20 protein-coding genes are annotated in these 19,567 nt (G+C 55.8%); 11 read left to right on the forward strand and 9 right to left on the reverse strand.

Annotation, left to right across the window (positions count from 1 at the left end; translation table 11 throughout):
- Positions 1-7: 7 nt before the first annotated feature.
- The 5 genes from AB3U87_RS02705 to AB3U87_RS02725 form a co-directional block, all read right to left on the reverse strand.
- Entirely contained in the window at positions 8-781 is a 774-nt protein-coding gene (locus AB3U87_RS02705) for a heme ABC transporter ATP-binding protein (protein ID WP_394148316.1), read from the reverse strand.
- Positions 774-1,772: a FecCD family ABC transporter permease gene (locus AB3U87_RS02710; RefSeq protein ID WP_394148318.1), complete on the reverse strand. Its 999-nt coding sequence runs from the start codon at positions 1,770-1,772 to the stop codon at positions 774-776. Before AB3U87_RS02710 ends, AB3U87_RS02705 begins: the two co-directional genes overlap by 8 nt.
- Complete coding sequence (locus AB3U87_RS02715) at positions 1,769-2,587, reverse strand: heme/hemin ABC transporter substrate-binding protein (protein ID WP_253458396.1); 819 nt, start codon at positions 2,585-2,587, stop codon at positions 1,769-1,771. Before AB3U87_RS02715 ends, AB3U87_RS02710 begins: the two co-directional genes overlap by 4 nt.
- A complete protein-coding gene (locus AB3U87_RS02720) occupies positions 2,584-3,612 on the reverse strand; it encodes a hemin-degrading factor (RefSeq protein ID WP_394148320.1) in 1,029 nt (342 codons plus the stop codon). The genes AB3U87_RS02715 and AB3U87_RS02720 overlap by 4 nt, the downstream gene beginning before the upstream one ends.
- A gap of 107 nt (positions 3,613-3,719) precedes the next feature.
- Entirely contained in the window at positions 3,720-6,092 is a 2,373-nt protein-coding gene (locus AB3U87_RS02725) for a TonB-dependent receptor domain-containing protein (protein WP_394148321.1), read from the reverse strand.
- Positions 6,093-6,337: 245 nt separating this feature from the next.
- On the opposite strand from AB3U87_RS02725, the gene AB3U87_RS02730 reads away from it, so the two are divergent.
- On the forward strand, positions 6,338-6,613 hold the full coding sequence (locus AB3U87_RS02730; protein WP_253458390.1) for an Rdx family protein: 276 nt from the start codon (positions 6,338-6,340) through the stop codon (positions 6,611-6,613).
- Between the two features lie 205 nt (positions 6,614-6,818).
- Positions 6,819-8,036, forward strand: coding sequence for an MFS transporter (locus AB3U87_RS02735; RefSeq protein WP_253458388.1), 1,218 nt, complete (start codon positions 6,819-6,821; stop codon positions 8,034-8,036).
- A 166-nt stretch (positions 8,037-8,202) separates the two neighbouring features.
- Here AB3U87_RS02735 and AB3U87_RS02740 read toward each other — a convergent pair whose 3' ends face one another.
- Positions 8,203-8,517 (reverse strand): DUF6678 family protein, encoded by a 315-nt coding sequence (locus AB3U87_RS02740; RefSeq protein WP_394148324.1) that lies wholly within the window; start codon positions 8,515-8,517, stop codon positions 8,203-8,205.
- A gap of 281 nt (positions 8,518-8,798) precedes the next feature.
- On the opposite strand from AB3U87_RS02740, the gene AB3U87_RS02745 reads away from it, so the two are divergent.
- From AB3U87_RS02745 to AB3U87_RS02755, 3 genes are all read left to right on the forward strand, one after another.
- Positions 8,799-9,341, forward strand: coding sequence for a hypothetical protein (locus AB3U87_RS02745; RefSeq protein WP_394148325.1), 543 nt, complete (start codon positions 8,799-8,801; stop codon positions 9,339-9,341).
- Positions 9,310-9,549 (forward strand): hypothetical protein, encoded by a 240-nt coding sequence (locus AB3U87_RS02750; RefSeq protein ID WP_253458380.1) that lies wholly within the window; start codon positions 9,310-9,312, stop codon positions 9,547-9,549. The genes AB3U87_RS02745 and AB3U87_RS02750 overlap by 32 nt, the downstream gene beginning before the upstream one ends.
- A gap of 202 nt (positions 9,550-9,751) precedes the next feature.
- On the forward strand, positions 9,752-9,985 hold the full coding sequence (locus tag AB3U87_RS02755; RefSeq protein ID WP_394148326.1) for an ATP-binding cassette domain-containing protein: 234 nt from the start codon (positions 9,752-9,754) through the stop codon (positions 9,983-9,985).
- An 87-nt stretch (positions 9,986-10,072) separates the two neighbouring features.
- On the opposite strand, the gene AB3U87_RS02760 is transcribed toward AB3U87_RS02755, so the two are convergent.
- Positions 10,073-11,116, reverse strand: a complete 1,044-nt coding sequence (locus AB3U87_RS02760) for an NAD-dependent epimerase/dehydratase family protein (RefSeq protein ID WP_394148328.1) — start codon at positions 11,114-11,116, stop codon at positions 10,073-10,075.
- 611 nt (positions 11,117-11,727) lie between these two features.
- Here AB3U87_RS02760 and AB3U87_RS02765 point away from each other — a divergent pair.
- A complete protein-coding gene (locus tag AB3U87_RS02765) occupies positions 11,728-12,309 on the forward strand; it encodes a DUF4142 domain-containing protein (RefSeq protein ID WP_253458373.1) in 582 nt (193 codons plus the stop codon).
- A 430-nt stretch (positions 12,310-12,739) separates the two neighbouring features.
- On the opposite strand, the gene AB3U87_RS02770 is transcribed toward AB3U87_RS02765, so the two are convergent.
- Positions 12,740-13,105, reverse strand: a complete 366-nt coding sequence (locus tag AB3U87_RS02770; protein WP_394148330.1) for a phage holin family protein — start codon at positions 13,103-13,105, stop codon at positions 12,740-12,742.
- A 1,061-nt stretch (positions 13,106-14,166) separates the two neighbouring features.
- Here AB3U87_RS02770 and AB3U87_RS02775 point away from each other — a divergent pair.
- The 3 genes from AB3U87_RS02775 to AB3U87_RS02785 all read left to right on the forward strand — a co-directional run bounded on the left by AB3U87_RS02775 (position 14,167) and on the right by AB3U87_RS02785 (position 15,602).
- The gene (locus AB3U87_RS02775) at positions 14,167-14,529 is read left to right on the forward strand and encodes a tlde1 domain-containing protein (RefSeq protein WP_253458369.1); all 363 of its coding nucleotides are present in this window, start codon (positions 14,167-14,169) and stop codon (positions 14,527-14,529) included.
- Entirely contained in the window at positions 14,526-14,963 is a 438-nt protein-coding gene (locus AB3U87_RS02780) for a Shiga toxin A subunit (protein WP_125287264.1), read from the forward strand. Before AB3U87_RS02775 ends, AB3U87_RS02780 begins: the two co-directional genes overlap by 4 nt.
- 450 nt (positions 14,964-15,413) lie before the next feature.
- The gene (locus AB3U87_RS02785) at positions 15,414-15,602 is read left to right on the forward strand and encodes a YjfB family protein (protein ID WP_253458365.1); all 189 of its coding nucleotides are present in this window, start codon (positions 15,414-15,416) and stop codon (positions 15,600-15,602) included.
- Positions 15,603-15,719: 117 nt separating this feature from the next.
- Here the strand turns inward: AB3U87_RS02785 and AB3U87_RS02790 are convergent, their stop codons facing one another.
- On the reverse strand, positions 15,720-16,895 hold the full coding sequence (locus tag AB3U87_RS02790) for an MFS transporter (RefSeq protein WP_125287261.1): 1,176 nt from the start codon (positions 16,893-16,895) through the stop codon (positions 15,720-15,722).
- Between the two features lie 107 nt (positions 16,896-17,002).
- Here AB3U87_RS02790 and AB3U87_RS02795 point away from each other — a divergent pair, with 107 nt between their 5' ends.
- Positions 17,003-17,962 carry an AraC family transcriptional regulator gene (locus AB3U87_RS02795; protein ID WP_301250612.1) on the forward strand — a complete coding sequence of 320 codons (960 nt, stop codon included), beginning with the start codon at positions 17,003-17,005 and terminating at the stop codon, positions 17,960-17,962.
- Positions 17,963-18,402: 440 nt separating this feature from the next.
- A complete protein-coding gene (locus AB3U87_RS02800; protein WP_301730019.1) occupies positions 18,403-19,443 on the forward strand; it encodes a dipeptidase in 1,041 nt (346 codons plus the stop codon).
- Positions 19,444-19,567 lie beyond the last annotated feature (124 nt).

Genomic DNA, 19,567 nt, shown 5'->3' on the forward strand with positions numbered 1-19,567 from the left:
CCGGCCGCTAGCGCCGCAGCATAAGCTGCGGCGTGGGGCCGTGATGATAAACCTGTAGCTCGGCCCGATACCAGCGCGTCAGCGTCGGTTCGGTCATCACTTCCGCTGGCGTGCCGCTGGCGACTCGCCTGCCCTCGTGCAGCAGCAGCATGCTGTCGGACCACAGCGCCGCCAGGTTCAGATCGTGCAGCACGCAGCAAACCGCCAGCTGCCCTTTGCGGCTGAGTCGATGCAGCAAACGCAGCGCATGCTGCTGATGGTAGAGATCCAGCGCCGAGGTCGGCTCGTCTAAAAATAACCAGCCGCGCGGGCCATCGTCGTGCCAGAGCTGCGCCAGCGCCCTCGCCAGCTGCACACGCTGCTGTTCGCCGCCGGAAAGCCGTCGATAGTCGCGCGTGGCCAGCTCGTCGCAGCCGGTCAGCTGCATCACTTCGTCCAGCATCGACGAACTGGCGCGGCCAGGCCAGGGCGCACGTCCCATCGCCACCACCTCGCGCACGCTGAGCGGAAACTCGACGTGGCTTTGCTGCCTCATCACCGCCCTGACGCGCGCCAGCCGATCGCGCGGCCAGCTATCCAGCGCCTGGCCGTTCAGCAGGCACTGACCTGAATCCGGCGAGAGATAGCCCGTCAGCAGCCGCAGCAGCGTGGATTTCCCCGCCCCGTTCGGGCCAATCAGAGCGACCATTTCGCCCGGCATCAGCGTCAGCGAAACCCGATCGATCAGCAGCCGTGCCCCTGAGCGGCAGGAAAGATCGATCGCCTGTAAAGCATCAGTCATATTCACCCTCCCGCCGACGCAAAATCAGCCATAAGAACCACGGCGCGCCCAGCAGGCTGGTCAGCAGGCCAACTGGCATTTCGGCAGGCGCCACCAGCGTGCGCGCCAGCGTATCGGCTATCAGCAGCAGTATGGCGCCGAGCAGCGCCGAAGCGGGCAGCAGCCAGCGATGATCGCCGCCGGTGCCCAGCCGGATCAGGTGCGGCACCACCAGGCCGATAAAACCGATCACGCCGCTGACCGCCACCGCTGCGGCCACCATCAGTGCGCTGAGCACCAGTACGATGCGCTGCGTGCGTTGCACATCGACGCCCAGATAGTGCGCCTCTTCATCGCCCAGCTGCAGCAGATTGAGCCGCTTTGCCTGCCACTGCGTTGCCAGCAGCGCTGGCAGGATCAGCGCGGCGCTGGCCAGCACCGTTGACCACTGCGCCTGTCCCAGCGATCCCATGCCCCACAGCGAAAGCTGACGCAGCTGCTGATCGTTGCCGATCCAGGAGAGCAAGCCGACCGCAGCAGAGCAGAGCGCGTTGATAGCGATGCCCGCCAGCAGCAGGCGAGAGAGCGTGGTGCGGCCGTGACGGCTGAGCAAAAAAATCATCAGGGTCACGGCCAGGCTGCCGACAAAGGCGGCCAGTATCGGCCACCATAAAGCCAGCACGGCAGGCAGCGTCAGCGGCATCACTACGGCCAGCGCCAGCGCCAGCGACGCGCCGCTGCTGATCCCCAACAGGCCGGGATCGGCCAGCGGATTGCGAAACAACCCCTGTAGGGTCGCGCCGGAAACCGCCAGGGCGCTGCCGACCAGCACCGCCAGCAGCACGCGCGGCAGGCGGATAGTCCACCAAATCTGCCAGACCAGGCTGTCGGCGGACGCCTGCCAGACCATCGGCAGCGACAGCCGCATCGCGCCCATGCTGGCGGCAAAAAGCGCCGTCGCCACCGTCAGCGCAAGCATGATCCCCAGCCCGCGCGACGTCATTTTCCTCATGGCAGCGTCGCTTCCGCCGCTTTACGCAGTTTGCCGATAGCGCCCGGCGTTTGCAGACCAAAGCCCAGCAGCGCCATATCGTCCACCACCAGCAGGTTGCGCTGCTTGCCCGCAGGCGTCAGCGCCAGTCCCGGCAGCTGCCAGATACGCTCTTCATCGCCCATTGCCTTCAGGCCGTCTTTGCCAATCACCACCAGCTGCGGCGCGCTGGCCACGATACCTTCCTGGGTCAACGGCTGGTAGCGCGGCACCTGCCCCATGGCGTTAATCAGCCCCGCGCTGCGAATGGCGCTGTCCGCCGCCGTCTCCGTTCCCGCCGCCATCGCCTTCATGCCGCTATGATTAAGGATAAACAGCACTTTGACCGGCAGCGGTTTTTTCGCCATTGCGGCCAGCTGGCTGTCCAGCCTGGCGTCCAGCGCTTTGCCTTCCTCTTCTTTATGCAGCGCGCCTGCAACGGTAGCGATTTTTTTATGGATCGCCTGGAGCGTCGGCTCGCCCGTTACCGTGACCACCCTGACCCCGGCCTGCTCAACCTGCTGTAAGGCCAGCGAGGGTTTAGCCAGCTCGCTGGCGATAACCAGCGTGGGCCGCATCGCCAGGATGCCTTCCGCATTCAGCTGACGCATATAGCCCACGTCCGGCAGTTTGGTCGCCAGCGCGGGCCGCAGGCTGGTGGAGTCCCGTGCTACCAAAGTTTGCTGGGCGTCCAGCGCGTAGACAATCTCGGTGACGTCGCCGCCGATCGTTACCACTCGCTCTTCCGCCATCAGCGCAAAGGGCAGCGCCAGCAGCGCTATCAGCCACAGCCTCATACCGTCGCTCCCTGCTTCGTCAGCCCGGCGATCTGCTCGCGCCAGCGCGCCTGTTCCGGCTGGCCCTCGGTGCGCTGACCAAACAGCTGGGCGATCTGCGTGCCGTCGGCGGCAAACAGCTCCAGGCTGGTGACAAAGCCGTCAGCCGTGGGCTTACGGGTGATCCAGCTTTCCGCTATGCGATCCGCCATCAGATGCAGCGTAAAGGTGGGATTGAAAATGTTCAGCCAGTTTTCCCTCCATACCGGCTTCTCCACCACGCCGGTAAAGATCTGCACGCAGCCGCGATTGCCGACGAAAATCATGATCTCGTTGCCGTCCTGGCTGGCCTGCCGTAGCAGCTCGCCGGGCGCGCTGTTGTCCACCCGCTGCGCCAGATCGTCGGGAACGGCGCGGAAAGCCTGCTGGCGCGAAACGCCGTGGCGGTTCAGCAGGCCGAAAAACTGGTGCACGTTAGTCATCGCCCGCCATTCCTGTTCAATAGCGGCGCTGTCAGGCTGCGGACTAATGCTGGTGGGCGTCACCGGGATCACCTCCAGCTCCGGCGTTTCCGTCAGGCGATAGTCGGCGATCAGCGCCTGCCAGGCCGCCATATCGGTGTTGGGCGTGGCGTAAATTTTCAGTACCGCGTCGCCGTGCGCGTCAAAAATCTGAATGCTGTGACGTTCGCCGCGCGCCGTCTCCTCACGCAACGCATAGGCGCTTTTCCAGCGCTGCGGAAAGATCCGCTGATCCAGCGCGCGCGGGTTCAGAACCAGCCCGGCGTGGCCGCCCAGATGCAAATTCTCGTAGCGGCCAATTTGTTCATGCACGGCAAAGGCGTTGCGGGTAATCGATTTGGTTTCACCCACCGCTTCCAGCGCGGCCAGCAGCGCACTGAAATCCGGCCGCAGCGCCGCCGCGTCGAAAGCGGTGCGGGCATGGGTCAGCTCGGCTTCGCTGACGTCCAGCAGCGCGGCCAGGTCGCGGGCGTATTTTTTCGGGTGGTCGGCTTTAAGCTGCCTGTAACGCTGTAAAAGGTTCATCGCTTGTTCTCCATTAAGCCCCGCGCGCGGGGCAAAGTTGCCTTAACTGTGAAACCGGCATTACCGCTACGCCATTAAGCCTCGAGCGCGGGGCAAAGTTAAGGCGGTCAGAAATCCACATTGACGCCCAGCTGGAAGGTACGGCCCGGCATCACCGCCAGCGCTTTATCAAAGGCATCCTGTCGCGTGCTTTCCGTCAGGTTGCGGCTGCTCAGGTAATCCCAATATTTACGATCGGTCAGGTTATAGATACCGCCGCTGACGCGCACGTTTTTCGCCGCCTGCCACCAGGCGGTCATATCCACCATGCCGTAACCCGGCACGCGGCTGTATTCCTCGTCCGACCCGGCCAGCGCCGCGCCGCTGTTGCTGTAGCTTTCGCGATTGGTTTCGGTCGCCCGCTTGCCCTTAACAAAGGTCGCCGTTACCGCAGCGCCGTAGACTTTTGCCGGATCGTCCCAGGCTACGCCCACTATCGCTTTGACCGGCGCCACGCTGTCTAAATCGACATAGCTGTCGCCAGCGTAGCTGGATTTTGATTTGCCTTCGCTGTAACCCAGCGCAAAGGTGGCGCTCAGGCCGTTAACCTCGCTAAACCAGCTGCCGACATCAAGCCTGGTGCTAAGCTGGCCGCCCCAGATAAAAGCTTTATCACGGTTTTCTGCCTGATAGATAGTGTAAATATTCGACGGCACCCGGCTGAACTTCGCCGGACTGCCGGCGCGCGTGTAGCGGGTATAGGCAATAAAGTTGTCGTAGGTGTTGTAGAACATGGCGGCATTCAGCGATACGCCTTTCGCCGCCTCGCCTTTCAGCCCCCACTCCAGGTTATTGCTGGTTTCCGTTTTTAACGCGCTGTTGCCGATCAGCGCGTACTGCGCGGATCCCGCATAGCTGGAGCCGAGGTTCCAGGAGCCGTACAGCTGGCTGGCGTTGGGGAACTGCGCGCCGCGCTTGTAGAGCACATACGTCATCAGATCCGGCGTCAGATCGTAGTTCAGGCTCAGCGATGGCAGCACCTGCGTATCGCTATTTTTCTGCCCGTAAAGCTTTTGCAGATCCGCTTCGGTAATAGCCGTGCTGCCGGTGGCCAGGCTGCTCAGGTTTTGCGGCCTGATGCTTTGGTAAGCGATACGCACGCCCGGCACCGCGCTGAAGTCGTGACCGTTCAGATCGAAGTGGATTTTATCCTGAAGGTAACCGCCCGCCAGATAGCCGCGGCTGTCGGCCTGCGGCTGCATGATGACGCTGTACTGGCTGGGCGCAGGCGTCTGGCGGAACGGCCGCTGCGTGTCGGTGACGGTCGCGTTCAGGCCGCCGCTCAGCTCGTGGCGTCCCAGGGTTTTTATCAGCCGGGTTTCCACGCCCCGGATATCCACATTGTAATCGGAATAAACCCGCTCCATCGCCGTCGCGCTGGCAGGCATCAGGGTATTGTCGTGCGCCTGCGTCTGCTGGTAATAAAGCCGGGAGGTCAGGCTGTCGAGCAAATCGCTGGTCGGCGTCCACTCATCCTTCAGGCTGATGCCCCAGCGGCGGGTATTGCTTTGCTGCTGCGCGGTTCCCCAGATGGTGTTGCCGCTGCTGTCCCACGAGTCGTAATGGGTGTGGTTGGTTTTGTCATAATAATCGACGGTGCCGGTCAGCTTGTGCTCGTCGTTGGGCTGCCAGATGCCGGAAGCCAGCAGCGCGTTTGAATGCCAGTTGGCCGGATAAGCCGCCAGCGTATCGCTGTTATTGTGCGTTTGCTGGCCGTCGCGACGGCTGTAAACGAACACGCCGCGCAGCGTGGCATCACCTGCCGCAGCGGTTATGCCGTTGTGCCAGCTGCGGTTGGCGGAGTCGTAGTCGGACTGATAGCCGAAATAAGTCGATTTATAGGGCGACAGGTAGTCATCTGCCGATTTCGGCAGGAAGGAGACCGCGCCGCCAATGGCGTTGTTGGCTTTTTCCGTAGAGGTCGCGCCGGATTCTATCTCTACCAGACCGTAGAGATAAGGATCGATATAATCGCGGCCAATGCCGAAGGTGTTCAGACCCGCGCGGCTGGCGTAGCTGCGCCCGGCCGCTTCCGGCTGCGGAATGCCGTCCACCTCCAGCCCCACGCGGTTGCTTTCCAGGCCGCGAATGTTGTAGCCGGTATAGCCGCCGCGATCGAAACCGCTTTTGCCCGCGCCCGATCCACCGCTGGCACCGGTCGCGCCGATCAACGGTTCATAACGCATTACCGAGCCGAAGTCGTTAGCCCCTTTTTTTTGCATTTCCGCTGCGGTGAGGGTGGTCTGGCTGCCCGCCTCTTTTACCTGTCGGGGCGCGGTGACCACCATCTGTGGTTCGCTGTGCGTGTCGGCAACGGTCAGCTGCTCATTTGCGGCACGCGCGTCCGCCGCCTGCGCACCTGATGATAAACCGGCCGCCGCCAGTGCCGTAAACAGCACGGATCGATGGAAAATTCCCTGAGAACACTGATTCTTGTACATGCTGGTAAGCCTTTTTCTTTATTAGTATCGACTCACATCACTGCCAAAAGCGGTACTGACGCCCGCCGCGCCTGGTTATAGTCGATCCCTGACCTCAATAAATGCGAATGATAATCATATTGATTTATGTTATCAACAATCTCCATAAAGAATTCACAATCCGGGAAAAGGCAAGCAGTCGCGGGCTTGACAGCGCCTCTCACCGACCAGAAGATGGTGCTCCCCTTTTTTGCCGGACTACGCTAATGACAACGCCTGCCATCACTATTCACTACTGCTCCCAATGCAACTGGCTGCTGCGCGCGGGCTGGATGGCGCAGGAGCTGCTGCATACTTTTGGCACCGATTTAGCTTCGGTCACGCTGGTGCCGGGCACGGGCGGCATCTATCAAATTGCCGTTGACGGTCATCTGCTGTGGGATCGCAAAGTGGATGGCGGCTTTCCGGAAGTGAAAGAGCTGAAGCAGCGCGTGCGGAACTACTGTTTTCCCGAGCGGGATTTGGGTCATATAGACAGATAGCCAGCCGAATAAAGCGCCCTGCGCTAACGTTTTGACGGGCCATCCACGCGGCCCGGCTTGTTTATCCCTGCCGCTACACGGTAAACTCAGCGCCTTCCGGCGGCACGCTGCCAGCCGGCAATAATAACTACTCTTGCCTGCCCTGCCCTCATCGTCCCCGTCACGCGTTGTGCACAGGTTTTAGCCTCTCTTATTAAGACTTTTTATGACTATTGAAAACCCAACTTCCCCTGCGGCGCGCGCCGTCGGCCCGCTGCTGTTTGCCCTGGCGCTGGGCGCCTTCGCCATCGGCCTGAGCGAATTTGTGATCATGGGCCTGCTGCCGCAGGTCAGCGCAGCGATGCATGTCAGCCTGGCCGAAGGCAGCCGTTTTATCAGCTACTACGCGCTGGGCGTGGTGATCGGCGCGCCGCTGTTTTCCCTGAGCACCGCGCGCCTTAGCCGCAAGCATCAGCTGATGATTTTTATCACGCTATTTTTAGGCGGCAACGTCAGCAGCATGCTGGCGGACAGCGCCCACGCGCTGGTGATTTCCCGTTTTCTCAGCGGCCTGCCGCACGGCGCTTTTCTTGGCGTGGCGGCGCTGGCGGCCGCTTCGCTGGTGGAAGAAAACCGGCGCGGTCAGGCGGTGGGCAAAGTCATGCTCGGCCTGACGCTGGCCTCATTGCTGGGGAATCCCGCGGCGACGCTGCTGGGCGAACACCTGGACTGGCGCTGGGCCTTTGCCTGCGTGTCGCTGCTGTCGCTGGCCGATGCGCTGCTGATTTTTAAACTTTTCCCACAGCAGCATGAGGAAGCGCAAAGCTCGCCGCTGAAAGAGATCCGCGGGCTGGCGAACAGCCGCATCTGGCTGACGCTGGGCATCGCGGCTATCGGCTTTGGCGGCATGTTTGCCGTGATCAGCTATATCACGCCGATCCTGACGCTGGCCGCGCACCTCTCTACGCTCTGGCTGCCGGTGGTGCTGTTCGCTTTTGGTCTGGGCATGGTGTTGGGCAATCTGGCTGGCGGCAAGCTGGCCGACCGCAAAATCATGCTCTCTATTTTTTGTATTCTGGCCTGGAGCGTGCTGGTGCTGACCCTGTTCCCGCTGATGGTCTCTTCCGTCAGCGGCCTGCTGCTGGGGGCTTTCCTGATCGGCACCAATCTGGCGCTGTGCGCGCCGCTACAGGTGCGTCTGATGCAGGTGGCCGGAAAAGCGCAAACGCTCGCCGCGACGCTGAATCACTCCGCCTTTAATATCGCCAACGCGCTGGGTGCGTTTCTGGGTGCCTGGGTGGTGCAGCAGGGCTATCCGATGACGCAGACCGCCAGCTATGGCGCCGTTCTGCCACTGATGGGGATGGTGATCTTTGCTTTCGCCCTGCTGAAGGAAGTGGCCGACCGTAAAAAAAGCGCGATTGGTGCCACCGATCTGATTTAACAGATGGCTTGATCGGGTTCCCTGAATGTTTAAGTGACGTCCGCTTTGTAGGAGCGGACGTCATGAGAAAATCAGATACCGTGTGGCTACTGTTTTGAGCGAGAAACGGACACAAATTTTACCTTATCATTAATAATCCCGCTGGCCGCTTATTGATGCTGCCCAACTAAAGATACCCTATATAGCTGGTCGGATCCGCGTATCCAAAAATCCTGTAGCCGGTTGAAGTTTCAATACCGGGAAGATGAATAGCGCGAAGAATAACGCCAACTTCCACGTACTGCTCAACTGAATTTGTCAAAATATCAAGATAGTGGATATCCGAATAGCCGCCCACGTTGAAATGGTAAAACCACTCGCCATCCACTGCAGATTCATAGCCATCGAGAGAGGTCGTTTTCCATAAAGGAGGCGATGTCATGTTCACCATTGCCAGACGGATTTCATTCCATTTTGTATCATTCATGCAGTTATAAAGCATTTAAACCTCCAGGCACCAGCTTCCTACAGATTACTATACTACGCGGTTAGCAACGCCCTGGCTCTAAGTGGACAGGCGCCAGGCGCTCCCCGTATGCTACGAGCGAAAAGCGCACATTTAGAAGCATTTAATGAAGATTTGTGATTCCATACATAGTTAACATAGGATTATAAAGAGCAAATTTCTTTGGATCTGAATAATTGGGGTTAGGTAACTTTTATTTTGTTTAATTTACTGCCATTTGGTTGAATAGTTATCAGTTTGCGGCAAGGAGAAGCCAGGTGAACAATCGGATACAGTGGCCAGATCCCTTCGATGACTCTCTGGCGGGAGGGATGGTCTATCGCAAGTTTTTATATTGCGGGCAACTCTACGGGATCGGCTTTCAAGAATTGCCGACGCTGGCAGATTTAGAATCAAAACATATAAAGTTGAATCATGCGTTCCCACAGTTTCGTTTCTCACAGAACAATAGTGTCTGGGCAGTACTATTTGACACTATTGACCCGGTAACAGACTCACCTTTAGGCTTTAAGCATGTTAAGTTTGACGGATTAGCGGGTGGGCGTGTGCTCCAAAACGTTGCAAGTATAATTTATGACCATTATAATATTTGCGATGCAGGTGCATATGTTTTCAGCGCCGCGGAAGATAGAGAGCATGAGCGAGGCACTGATCTTTCAGTAATTTATTCGCGAGCACTCGGTCTTCAGGGGCACCGTACAAGCAGGCTGTTCAGCCCGTTTATCGGTTGGAACGCATATACCGATATAGACGCAGGAGGAAGAAGTTATGTCGTCACAACTCAAAGTTACCAGCCTTAACAACGCCGCAGTGGAACGCCTTACTCTTGAAATGGGCAAACGTCTGCAGGCAGCAGCAGGTCGAGATGTGAGAGAGAAGCTTGCTTCCGGCGAGATTAAAATTGTCAATGGTCGCTATGTGGCATCCAGTGATAGTAGCCTTCGCGTTAAACGTTCCTCAGTCTTTGGCGGGGGTCGCCCAAAGAAGCAGGGGATGTATAGCGCATAAAAGAGCCCCGAAAGGGGCTTTTTTATGCGCTCTATTCCAACCTGTACTTATCTTTTTCAAAAAAATTCTGCGCACTTAGTTAGCCATTTGGCTCATCAGTTATTTGTACTTTGCCGGTTGCTATATATTTGTAAGCAATGCCTGCTTCTGACAAAGATTAGACGCTTATCTGGCGCAGATAGCAGCCGGACAGCAGTAATGCGTGGCGATGCCGCTACCGGTAAGGCGGTTTGATGACCAGACCACAGCGCTTGCTCCGGAGATAGTCGGAAAGGTGCTCAGTGTTATGCGCGGTCTGGCGCAGGAAGATGTCACGATAAAGTGGCGCGATATGGCTGATATTATCTGGTTGATGGATTGGGCGCAGATTCTGGAGAAAGCGATGCCTGATAACTTTTTCAGACACTTCAGCATTTCTGTAAGCATCGTTTCCTGAGCGATTATCAGGGCATTAACTCAGCCGTTGCAAAGCCAGCCGCAAGAGTGGATCGGCAGCCTGCCAGACGGCGGGCTGCCTTGCATATCAGGGAATAAGTTTACTGCTGCGCATGGCTTCCAGATGCTCGATCAACACGTCATCGGAGCGCCTGATCATGGCGTCAAATCCTTCCCGGCGCGCTTTGGTGACGTCAAATATGGCATCTTTCTGCACATGGAAGATGAAATCACCAAATCCGCCCAGCGCCAGCTTATCGATATCCTTCTCCTTCAGCTGCGCCTTATCGGCGATGGATGACCAGAGAGGCTTAAGCCCGCTGAGACGTTCGCTAAGCGAGACAGGCTGCGCCTCGCCGACCGGCACACCGAACCAGTCAGCCAGTTTTGGCCAGACATGACACCAGCGAAACACGTCGCCATTGGTGATATTGAACGCGCCGAATTTGGCGTTTTCGGCAGCCCAGATAGCGCTTTGCCCCAGAATGCGGCTGTCGGTGATATTCACCAGCGTATTGCGATAGGCGTCATCCGGGCCGGGGAAATGCAGAGCGGTTCCCGTTTCGCGGCAAATCGTCCCGTACACGCCGATCAGATTTCCCAGGTTCATGGGCGATCCGAATGAGTGGCCGATAACAATATCCGGGCGCAGCGCAGTCCAGCCGATACCTTCCTCGCCAATCTTCTTCGCATAGTCTTCATGCCGGAAATAGAGGTTAGGCGGAAAATGCCGGCTGTCCTCTTCCCGTGCCGGGGTGCGGTAAACGCCCAGATGAGCGCCATAAACCTTGCCGCCCTGAATAAAGATAATATGCTGCAACGCATTGCCTGACGAGCGCACTGCGCCGATCAGGTTTTCAAACATCAGCGCATTAATATCCGCTTCCACGCCCGGATTAGGATCCTGGCGCAACGCCGCGTAAAAGATATGCGTCACCGTTTCAAACGCTTCGCGGTGTTGTTTAAGATCCTCAGAAGAGGTCAGGTCGGCGCTGATATGAGGTGAAGGGTGAGGGCTGTGCGGCGAACGCCCAAGAGTCGTGATTTGCCAGCCCGCTTTATGGAAGGAATCATGAGCGGCAAAGCCCACTACGCCGCTTGCACCGACCAGCAATACGTGCTTGTTATTCATACAGTTCTCCGCTTGGTTTCAGATAACAAAATGTAGCTGCGTTTTTCGGGCGCAGCAGGCCCAGGCAGAAGATTGAGCGGATCGTCTTTTCCTCGTCCCGGACGCATCATTCAGGCCAAAAGCCGACAGCTTTTCTGCAAAAAATCGGGCGATACAGCCCTTCCCTTCTGAAAAACGACCCTGATTTTTATCAAAAAAATTTATTATGCTCTCGGCTTCTGGCCCTGCCAGTACCCGGCAGCAGCAATCAAAGGGTTTACCGCTATCGGAAAACGGCGCCGTGCCCGAACGCTGTTATTAAAAAGTGATCTATATAACAGAATGAGTCAAACAATGATGAACAGGCGCAGGGCCACAGAAACGTTTCTCTCTGTACACGTTTACAGCACAGAATTTTCCGGCCTGCCACCTATGCCCCTATCAACTTCTGGCGCGTGACACAGGTGCCATTCCCGCTTTTTTGCCTCCATCATTTGCTGCCGTTCTCGTTGCAGACCCTGACTCGCCCCGATGATCCACTATACTGACCATTGCTGGTGTAATTTACCTACGAATCTGAGCACGGTTAGTTCCCAAATACCCACCCTACCCACGACCATCAGGAGAACAACATGCAAAAGAGTAAAACCCTGAAAATGCTGCTGGCCGTATCGGCAGCGGCCGCTATGTTCAACACTGTCGGCGTGCAGGCCCAGACGCCAACGAGCGCCGCGCAGAATGTCGCCGCGGGCCAGGCAGGATCGAGCGCCAAACTCAGTGCCGGCGACGAAAAAGCGGTGAAAGACATGGCGCAGGCCAATATCAATGAAATCGCCGCTGCCAAGCTCGCGCTGAGCAAGGCCCAAAGCAGCGATGTCAAAGCATTCGCTCAGCAGATGGTCGAAGATCACGGCGCCGCCTTGACCAAAGTACAGGCCGTCGCCCAGCAAAAGGGCGTGACGCTGCCGACTGAGCCGGACGCCAGCCACAAGGCCATAGCCGCTAAACTGGAAAAGCAGAGCGGCAACGCATTTGACAAGATGTATATGGAAAACGCCGGCACTAAAGACCACAAGATGGTGCTGGCGAAGCTGAAAAGTGACGCCATGCAGATTAAGGATGCGGATGTGAAGGCCCTGGCCGACGCGCATACGCCGGTTGTTGAGCAGCACCTGAAGTCCGCCCAACAGATGTCGATGTCGGCAGGTAAGTAAACAGGTTGTTCAGTGGGCGACTGCCCTTCGAGCAGGCACGGGCCTTGTTCAACATATCGCTGAAAGGCACGGAGGCATCATTGTTGCTGGTGCCGCAGAACGGGCGGCATCTTTACTCTAAGCGTGCCGTTCAATGCTTGCACCTGCGTGGTCGCAAACGGACGTTCACTGCATGTGTTAATACCAGACAGCTGTTCGACAGGATATACGGAATCATGGCGAAGGAACGCTTCTGGCTCCCAACGGACATCACTAAAATATGCGCTCAGGACAGCAATTATTATCCTGGCGCAGCTTCCCCCGACTAGCCTGGAAGCAGTAAATACAGCCGGGATCGGCTCATATTACTGCCTGTCACCATAACCCCGTATAAGCGGTTACAAAAGGCGCCCTCTTTTATCACAAAACCGCCCTGGACGTAGAGCTGCTTTCAGGCAAGCGTGTGGTTTTTTATATTTGACGCTACCAACGTATTTTGCGCCCGGCCTTTCATGGGCAAAATATGCAAAAGCCGCTGTAAATCTATTGAGTATTTATATTTACTGCGTCGCCATTTCCTTAGGTTCACGACTGTGGCCTGCCATGCCGACACCTTGTAATGCCCGAAAAGCCAAAGCAGCGCAAAATTGCCATAAAAAAGGATTAGCCCGGTGACGACAAAACAGATCGCGTCCGCAAGTGCTCCGAATGTGATTGAATAATCTACTGACGTTATAAAACCTGCCAGCGCGGAAGTAATGAGCCCCCAGCCAGCGACTGATCCGGAGGTTGCACCGGTGCTTAACTGTTCTGTCATATAAAAACCTTAAATAAAAAAGGCCCACCGAAGTAAGCCTGCAATATATACGTGGAAAGCTTTCCTTTTATAAAAAAATAGCCATTCTAACAAGCATTAAAAAGGCCGCACCTGGCGGTCATATAATATAATATTTAAAGTGAAATTTTTTATATAAATTACGTTTATTTCTTAATCAAGATCGAAAAAATAAAATGAATAAATTTAACCACACCAATATAGCAAATCATCATTATACTGAAGCGTGATATTTCTTCAGGGAATGCATACCAATTAGTAAACATTACCTTTGCACCACTCAATAGCGATGATGCCAGAAGCACCCCAAAAAAAATAGCGAGGCAGTAAATCAATTTCTCTTTCACTTTAAGCGTCCTTAAAAGGAACAAGAGTCGCCAGAACAATTTGAATTGTTTGAACCGGAACCACCGCCTCCGCCGTTGCCGCTATTCTTGAAACATCCACCAGAGATAACGCCACCAGCCAGCCCTACGGCTATACCAGCCAAACCGCCCAATGATCCGGCTATCATTCCTCCAATTATCAACCTAAATATATGCCCCACCATTTGCTTCTTGATAAGGCATAAACAGGTTTACTCTTTTGTCAGGGATTCGTCAATCTATGTAACCATTTGCCTAAAACTACAATAAAAAACAATATATACAGGCAGTTATATATTTAATAAAAATAAATTAAGAACTTTTTGGAGCGGCAATTAAATAAAAAAACAAAAAAGGTTGAACACCATCACAAATTAAAAGAGTAATATTAAAAGTGGGCTGAAGCATCACAGTGATAATTGTATGCCGCGTTTGCCACAGGGCTAACAGCAAAAAACCCCGCCGTGGCGAGGTTTGCAATTCGTAAGTGGCGTATGCACAGAAATCCTACTTTGGAGAGATACTATGCCAATTTCGGACAAAATCAATCCCTCTTTTGATTATTGTTATGAGATCCTTCAATTTCCTTTATCTGCTATGGAAACCAGTAAATGAATTCTGTTTAAAATGCATGTTGCAGGAGTAAATCAACAGTTGGTGTAAACAAGGAGAGTAACAATGGCATGGGTTTATGAAGTGATGACTAAATCTTTTTACCTGAATGGTAAGTTCCAGTTTAAGGCTATGTACGCTGGTGCGCGGGGGTATAAAGATGATGTAGCATTTGAATGCGTTAAATTTAAAGGCCCTCTGCCTCGAGGCAAATACCATATTGGGCGAATGCAAGCCACGCATCCAAAAGCGGGGAAACATGTCATACGTTTAACTCCTCATCCAGGGAATAGCATGTGTGACCGGGATGGTTTCCTTATTCATGGTGATAATGGTAAAGGGACAGCATCTAACGGTTGTATTGTTACCAGGTTATATGACAGGAAAAAGATTGCTGAAAGTCATGATCAGGAGTTAATTGTGAAATGATAAAAAACTCCGCTCTTTTTACCTTTATTATCTGTGTTAATGCATCTGCGGGCGTAACACCTGAATCATGCCTTGATATTAACAGAAGCGTCGGGGTAAGTATGACCGATGCTCTTGTTGCAGATTTAGATATCAAAGAAAGTGACATTTTAGTTGATAAAACAAAGTTGTCACTCCTGAGTACTAACAATGTAACGCCTGAGCTTGCTGAAACTCTGGCAAGAAAGAACTATAGTACAGAATCAACGCATTTTTTTTCGATCGATAAAGGAAAACAAATGTTTATGGAAAGTAATGCTAAAAATATAATTGTAAAGTATGATTATATTAACCACAAAAATAAACACATTGTCACTTTAGCTTCGTTATTAATTAATGATGACGAGTGCTCTGTCAATTTTAATGGTTATATTATTGTCAAGCGCGAGTTTTGATCATTGCCCCTGCGTATTGGCGCAGGGGCTTTTTACCATTAACGCGTCACATTTCTGAACTGTGCGTCAGCATAGCTTTCTTCGATCTCACATTTCGCCACCAGCTTTTCAAAAAAGGCTTTCAGTTGCGTGGCCAGGACGGTTGGTTCAGCTCTGATACCAGCATTTGAGCACCAGGCGGTTGTGGCCGCCGAACGGCAATACGCCTCAAACGCCAACTTCGACAGCACGACCAGGCATTTACCCAGCTGGCTGCCTGCGGCTTAACAACCAGCAAAACCTCACCACGCAACGCTTTCAGGCCGCTATAAACAAGACGCGCCCGCACCACGCCGCCATGCCTGCTCCGCAGGGTATCGCTAAAGATTTGCGCTCAAATGCCGATAGCTTTTTCAGGCTTCTGAAAGCCTTTTTTACCCTTTGGGCAGTCATATTAATCAGGAGAGCAAGATGGATGTATCACAAATTGCATCACTGGCTACCGGCCTTGATAACATGGAACTCGGTAACAAAGTAAGCACGCTCGTACTAAAGAAAGCCCTGGATAATCAGCAGTCTGTGGCGGCCGGGATCATTGATTCCATCCCTCAGTTACCTGCCAACCCCGCAGTCGGTCGCAACATCAATACCACCGCCTGATTAGCGGCAACAATCCTGAGCACGACGTAAAAAAAATCCGGAAACAGGACGTTTCCGGATTTCTGCACCACTACAGCATCATTAACCGATCGGCATCAGCTACCGCACCGGCTTGTTTTATACGCTGTCCTGCACGGGTGCTTTCACGCGCAGCGCCATAAAGATGGTCATGGTCGCCAGCAATAACAGCAGCGCGCTACCCATAAACACGCCTTTAGCGCCGGTAACGTTAAAAATCATACCGCCGGCCGCTGCGCCGATAGTGATAGCCAGCTGAATAGCCGCCACCAGCAAACCGCCGCCGCTTTCCGCCTCTTCCGGCATGGTGCGGGTGATCCACGTTGACCAGGCAACCGGCACGGCGCCAAACGCCATGCCCCACAGCGCGACCAGCAGCGCGTCCATCACCGGCGCGGAACCTAATCCCACCAGCGCCACGCCCATCAGCCCCATCGCCAGCGGCATGCCGATCAGCGTCAGATGCAGATTACGCTCCAGCAGCAGGCCCGCCAGCAGCGTACCGGCGAAGTTCGCCACGCCAAAGCCCAGCAGAATAGCGGAAAGCCCGTTGACGTCCACGCCGGTTACGCTCTCCAGGAAAGGTCGCAGATAGGTAAAGAAGGCGAAATGGCCGGAGAAAACCAGAATAATCGCCAGCAGCGCGGTCTGCATGCCCGGACGCTTAATCAACGACAGGATCGAGCTGTTTTTAGCCAGCGGATTAGGCGGCATTTTTGGCAATGCCGCCAGCTGCCAGCCCAGCGCCAGCACGCCGATGGCCGCCGCAGCGACAAACACGTTACGCCAGCCGATCAGATGACCGAAATAGCTGCCCATCGGCGCCGCAACGATGGTAGCAACCGACACGCCGCTAAAAACAATGGAGAGCGCGCGCGGGATCATCGCTTCCGGCACCAGCCGCATAGCGGTTGCCGCCGCCAGCGTCCAGAAGCCGCCGATGGCAATACCTAAAATCACTCGTCCCGCCAGAATAAAGGTCAGGTTCGGCGCGAAGGCGACCAGCAGGTTAGAAACGATCAGCATTACGGAAAACAGCAACATCACGCCACGGCGATCCAGCTTGCTGGTCAGGGAAGCGCTGAAGAAACTGGTTACCAACGCGAAAATGGCCGTCACGGTCACCGCCTGGCCGGTCATGCCTTCCGTCACGCCCAGGCTGGCCGCCATCGGCGTTAACAGGCTGGCGGGCAGGAACTCGGCGGTTACCAGGCCAAATACGCCCAGCGCCATAGAGAACACGGCTCCCCACTGAGGCTTTATTGGTGTTGTCATAGAAAATCTCTTTAATCGTTCGATGGCAGCAAGATTAAAGCGCTGGTGTCGGATGGTCTATGATGTAAAATCCGTCATTATTGATTAATCGTCCGGGAAGCGCTGCCATGACCACAGAAGGCCACGATCTCACCAGCGAGCTGCTCTACGGGATGCGCCTGCTGGGGCTACAGTATCGGCGTATCGAACTCGCCGCGCCGTTTGGCGTTGGCTTTGTTAAAGCGCCGGGCCGCGCGCAGTTCCACTTCGTCAGCCGCGGCCCGGTGCTGCTGCGGACGCAGAACGGCCAGCTGCGCACCCTGAATACGGGCGATGCGCTGCTGCTGCCGCACGGCAGCGATCATGTGCTGCTCTCCTCGCCCGATGTGGCCTGCAAGGACATCCGCGCTTTCAATACCACGCCGGTTTGCGGCAACGTCTGCTGTATTAAAGACTGCGCGTCCACCGAAGAAACCACGCTGATATTCAGCGGCTGTATGGAGTTCGACCTGGGCGGTATGCAGATGCTGATCGGCTCGATGCCGGAAGTACTGCTGGCGGATACGCTTATCCATAAATATCCGGAAGTGCAGCCGATGCTGGAAGCGATGGAGCGGGAATCGCTGGGCAAAAGAGCGGGCTATGCGGGCATTCTGGCGCGGCTGGCGGATGTGGTCGCGGCGTTTATCGTACGCGGCTGGGTGGAATCGGGCTGTGGCGCGGCGGGCGGCTGGCTGGAGGCGCTGCGCGATCCTAAGTTAGGCAAAGCGCTGGTGGCGCTACACCGCGATCCCGGCAAAAACTGGACGGTGGCGCAGCTGGCGGCGGAGATGGGCAGCTCGCGCTCGGTCTTTGCCGAGCGCTTTCTGGCGGTCACCGGCATGACGCCGGTACGCTATCTGACCAATTTGCGTATGCAGCTGGCGGCGCAGTGGATTGGCCGCGACGGCGAAGCGATAGAGAGCGTTGCCTGGCGGCTGGGCTACGGCTCGCTGGCCGCTTTCAGCCGGGCGTTTAAGCGCACCACCGGCACCACGCCGGGCGCCCTGCGGGCGGAAGAGAGCCGAAGAGCGGAGCAGCAGGCCTGACGGCCTGTAAGCGGCTCCTTCCTGCATACTACAAAAAACAGGAGGCGTACCCTATCCATCACGCTGTCGCCCAGGTTTTTAACCGACGGCTGCATACTGTCTTTTGGCGAGCGGGTCAGGCCGCGTCCGGTCAGCGAAGGGCTGATTTGCTCAACCGCCACCGCCTTATCGTGCGGCATATCAGCGCGCCGGAAGCCCGAAGGGAGTGAATAAATAACTGCTGAGATTTATACGTCAAGAGCTTTAACACCGTAGGCGGCACTCATCGGCAGCTTTGTTCTTCCCTGTCCTCTCCAACATCCTCTTTACCCTTACCGCAATTCTTTACACTTTTCCCTGCCGTTTAATGCGTTTTAGCGCCATAACCGCACTTTTCAGCAGGCCCGGCACGGCGCTTTGAGGTATCATTTATGTAACAATGTACCTTCTGATTCATAACAATGACGCTATTGACCTCTGCTCAACCCGTTTTTGACGGCCATAACGATCTTCTGCTGCGCCTGTGGATGCAGGAAACAGGCGATGCCGTGGCGGATTTCCTGCACGGCACGATGCACGGTCACCTGGATATGCCGCGAATGCGCCAGGGCGGCTTTGCCGGCGGCCTGTTTGCGGTGTTTGTGCCGCCAGCGCAGTACGTGAAGCAAAGCAATACGGTCTGGCAGGAAGAGGATCACGATCCGCTGGCGATTACCGAAGCGCAGATAGCCCTGCTGCATCAGATTGCCGATCGCTCAGCCGGGCAGGCCCGTATCTGCCGCAACGCCAGCGAGATCGAGCGCTGTATCGCGCAGGGCGTGCTGGCGATGGTGCTGCATATCGAAGGCGCAGAGGCGCTGGATGACGAGTGCAGCCAGCTTGACCGCTGGGTTGCCGCCGGGTTGCGCAGCGTCGGCCCGCTGTGGAATCTGCAAAATCGCTTCGGCACCGGCGTGACCGGCGGTTTTCCCGGCTCGCCGGACAGCGGCGACGGGCTGACGCCTGTCGGGATCAATCTGCTGCGCGTGCTTAATCAGAAAAAGCTGCTGATCGATTTGTCGCATATGAATGAGAAATCTTTCTGGCAGGTGGCGGAGATCAGCGATGCGCCACTGGTCGCCACCCATTCCAATGTTCATGCGCTTTGCCCGCAGCCGCGTAATTTAACCGACGCTCAGCTGGCCGCAATTGCGCAGAGCGACGGCTTTGTCGGCGTCAACTTTGGCAATGCGTTTCTGCGCGCCGACGGCAAGCGCGACAGCGATACGCCGCTGGCGCAGATTGTGCAGCATCTTGATGCGCTGTTGGAAAAGCTGGGCGAAGATCGCGTCGGCTTCGGTTCTGACTTTGACGGCATCAGCGTGCCGGACGAACTGGGCGATGCGGCCGGACTGCCGAAACTGGTCGATTTAATGCAGCAGGCGGGCTATTCGCCCGAACTGATCGATAAGATTTGCTGGCGTAACTGGTTACGCGTGCTGAAGAAAACCTGGGGAGAATAACGCTCCCCCGTTAATCCCTGCGGCTTACAGGGTTGATATCACTGTGACACAGGTGCAACATTTGCGCCGCCGCAGGGCGATATTTGACAATAAGCTGTTTACCTGCCGAACTTAACGGGCAGAT

Source organism: Erwinia plantamica, assembly GCF_043420595.1.
GTDB classification, from domain to species: Bacteria; Pseudomonadota; Gammaproteobacteria; order Enterobacterales; family Enterobacteriaceae; genus Erwinia; species Erwinia aeris.

Bases quoted from the DNA above. Each gene is read 5' to 3' on its own strand.
- AB3U87_RS02705 (WP_394148316.1), bottom strand. From the start codon at position 781: ATGACTGATGCTTTACAGGCGATCGATCTTTCCTGCCGCTCAGGGGCA.
- AB3U87_RS02710 (WP_394148318.1), bottom strand. From the start codon at position 1,772: ATGAGGAAAATGACGTCGCGCGGGCTGGGGATCATGCTTGCGCTGACG.
- AB3U87_RS02715 (WP_253458396.1), bottom strand. From the start codon at position 2,587: ATGAGGCTGTGGCTGATAGCGCTGCTGGCGCTGCCCTTTGCGCTGATG.
- AB3U87_RS02720 (WP_394148320.1), bottom strand. From the start codon at position 3,612: ATGAACCTTTTACAGCGTTACAGGCAGCTTAAAGCCGACCACCCGAAA.
- AB3U87_RS02725 (WP_394148321.1), bottom strand. From the start codon at position 6,092: ATGTACAAGAATCAGTGTTCTCAGGGAATTTTCCATCGATCCGTGCTG.
- AB3U87_RS02730 (WP_253458390.1), top strand. From the start codon at position 6,338: ATGACAACGCCTGCCATCACTATTCACTACTGCTCCCAATGCAACTGG.
- AB3U87_RS02735 (WP_253458388.1), top strand. From the start codon at position 6,819: ATGACTATTGAAAACCCAACTTCCCCTGCGGCGCGCGCCGTCGGCCCG.
- AB3U87_RS02740 (WP_394148324.1), bottom strand. From the start codon at position 8,517: ATGCTTTATAACTGCATGAATGATACAAAATGGAATGAAATCCGTCTG.
- AB3U87_RS02750 (WP_253458380.1), top strand. From the start codon at position 9,310: ATGTCGTCACAACTCAAAGTTACCAGCCTTAACAACGCCGCAGTGGAA.
- AB3U87_RS02760 (WP_394148328.1), bottom strand. From the start codon at position 11,116: ATGAATAACAAGCACGTATTGCTGGTCGGTGCAAGCGGCGTAGTGGGC.
- AB3U87_RS02765 (WP_253458373.1), top strand. From the start codon at position 11,728: ATGCAAAAGAGTAAAACCCTGAAAATGCTGCTGGCCGTATCGGCAGCG.
- AB3U87_RS02770 (WP_394148330.1), bottom strand. From the start codon at position 13,105: ATGACAGAACAGTTAAGCACCGGTGCAACCTCCGGATCAGTCGCTGGC.
- AB3U87_RS02775 (WP_253458369.1), top strand. From the start codon at position 14,167: ATGGCATGGGTTTATGAAGTGATGACTAAATCTTTTTACCTGAATGGT.
- AB3U87_RS02780 (WP_125287264.1), top strand. From the start codon at position 14,526: ATGATAAAAAACTCCGCTCTTTTTACCTTTATTATCTGTGTTAATGCA.
- AB3U87_RS02785 (WP_253458365.1), top strand. From the start codon at position 15,414: ATGGATGTATCACAAATTGCATCACTGGCTACCGGCCTTGATAACATG.
- AB3U87_RS02790 (WP_125287261.1), bottom strand. From the start codon at position 16,895: ATGACAACACCAATAAAGCCTCAGTGGGGAGCCGTGTTCTCTATGGCG.
- AB3U87_RS02795 (WP_301250612.1), top strand. From the start codon at position 17,003: ATGACCACAGAAGGCCACGATCTCACCAGCGAGCTGCTCTACGGGATG.
- AB3U87_RS02800 (WP_301730019.1), top strand. From the start codon at position 18,403: ATGACGCTATTGACCTCTGCTCAACCCGTTTTTGACGGCCATAACGAT.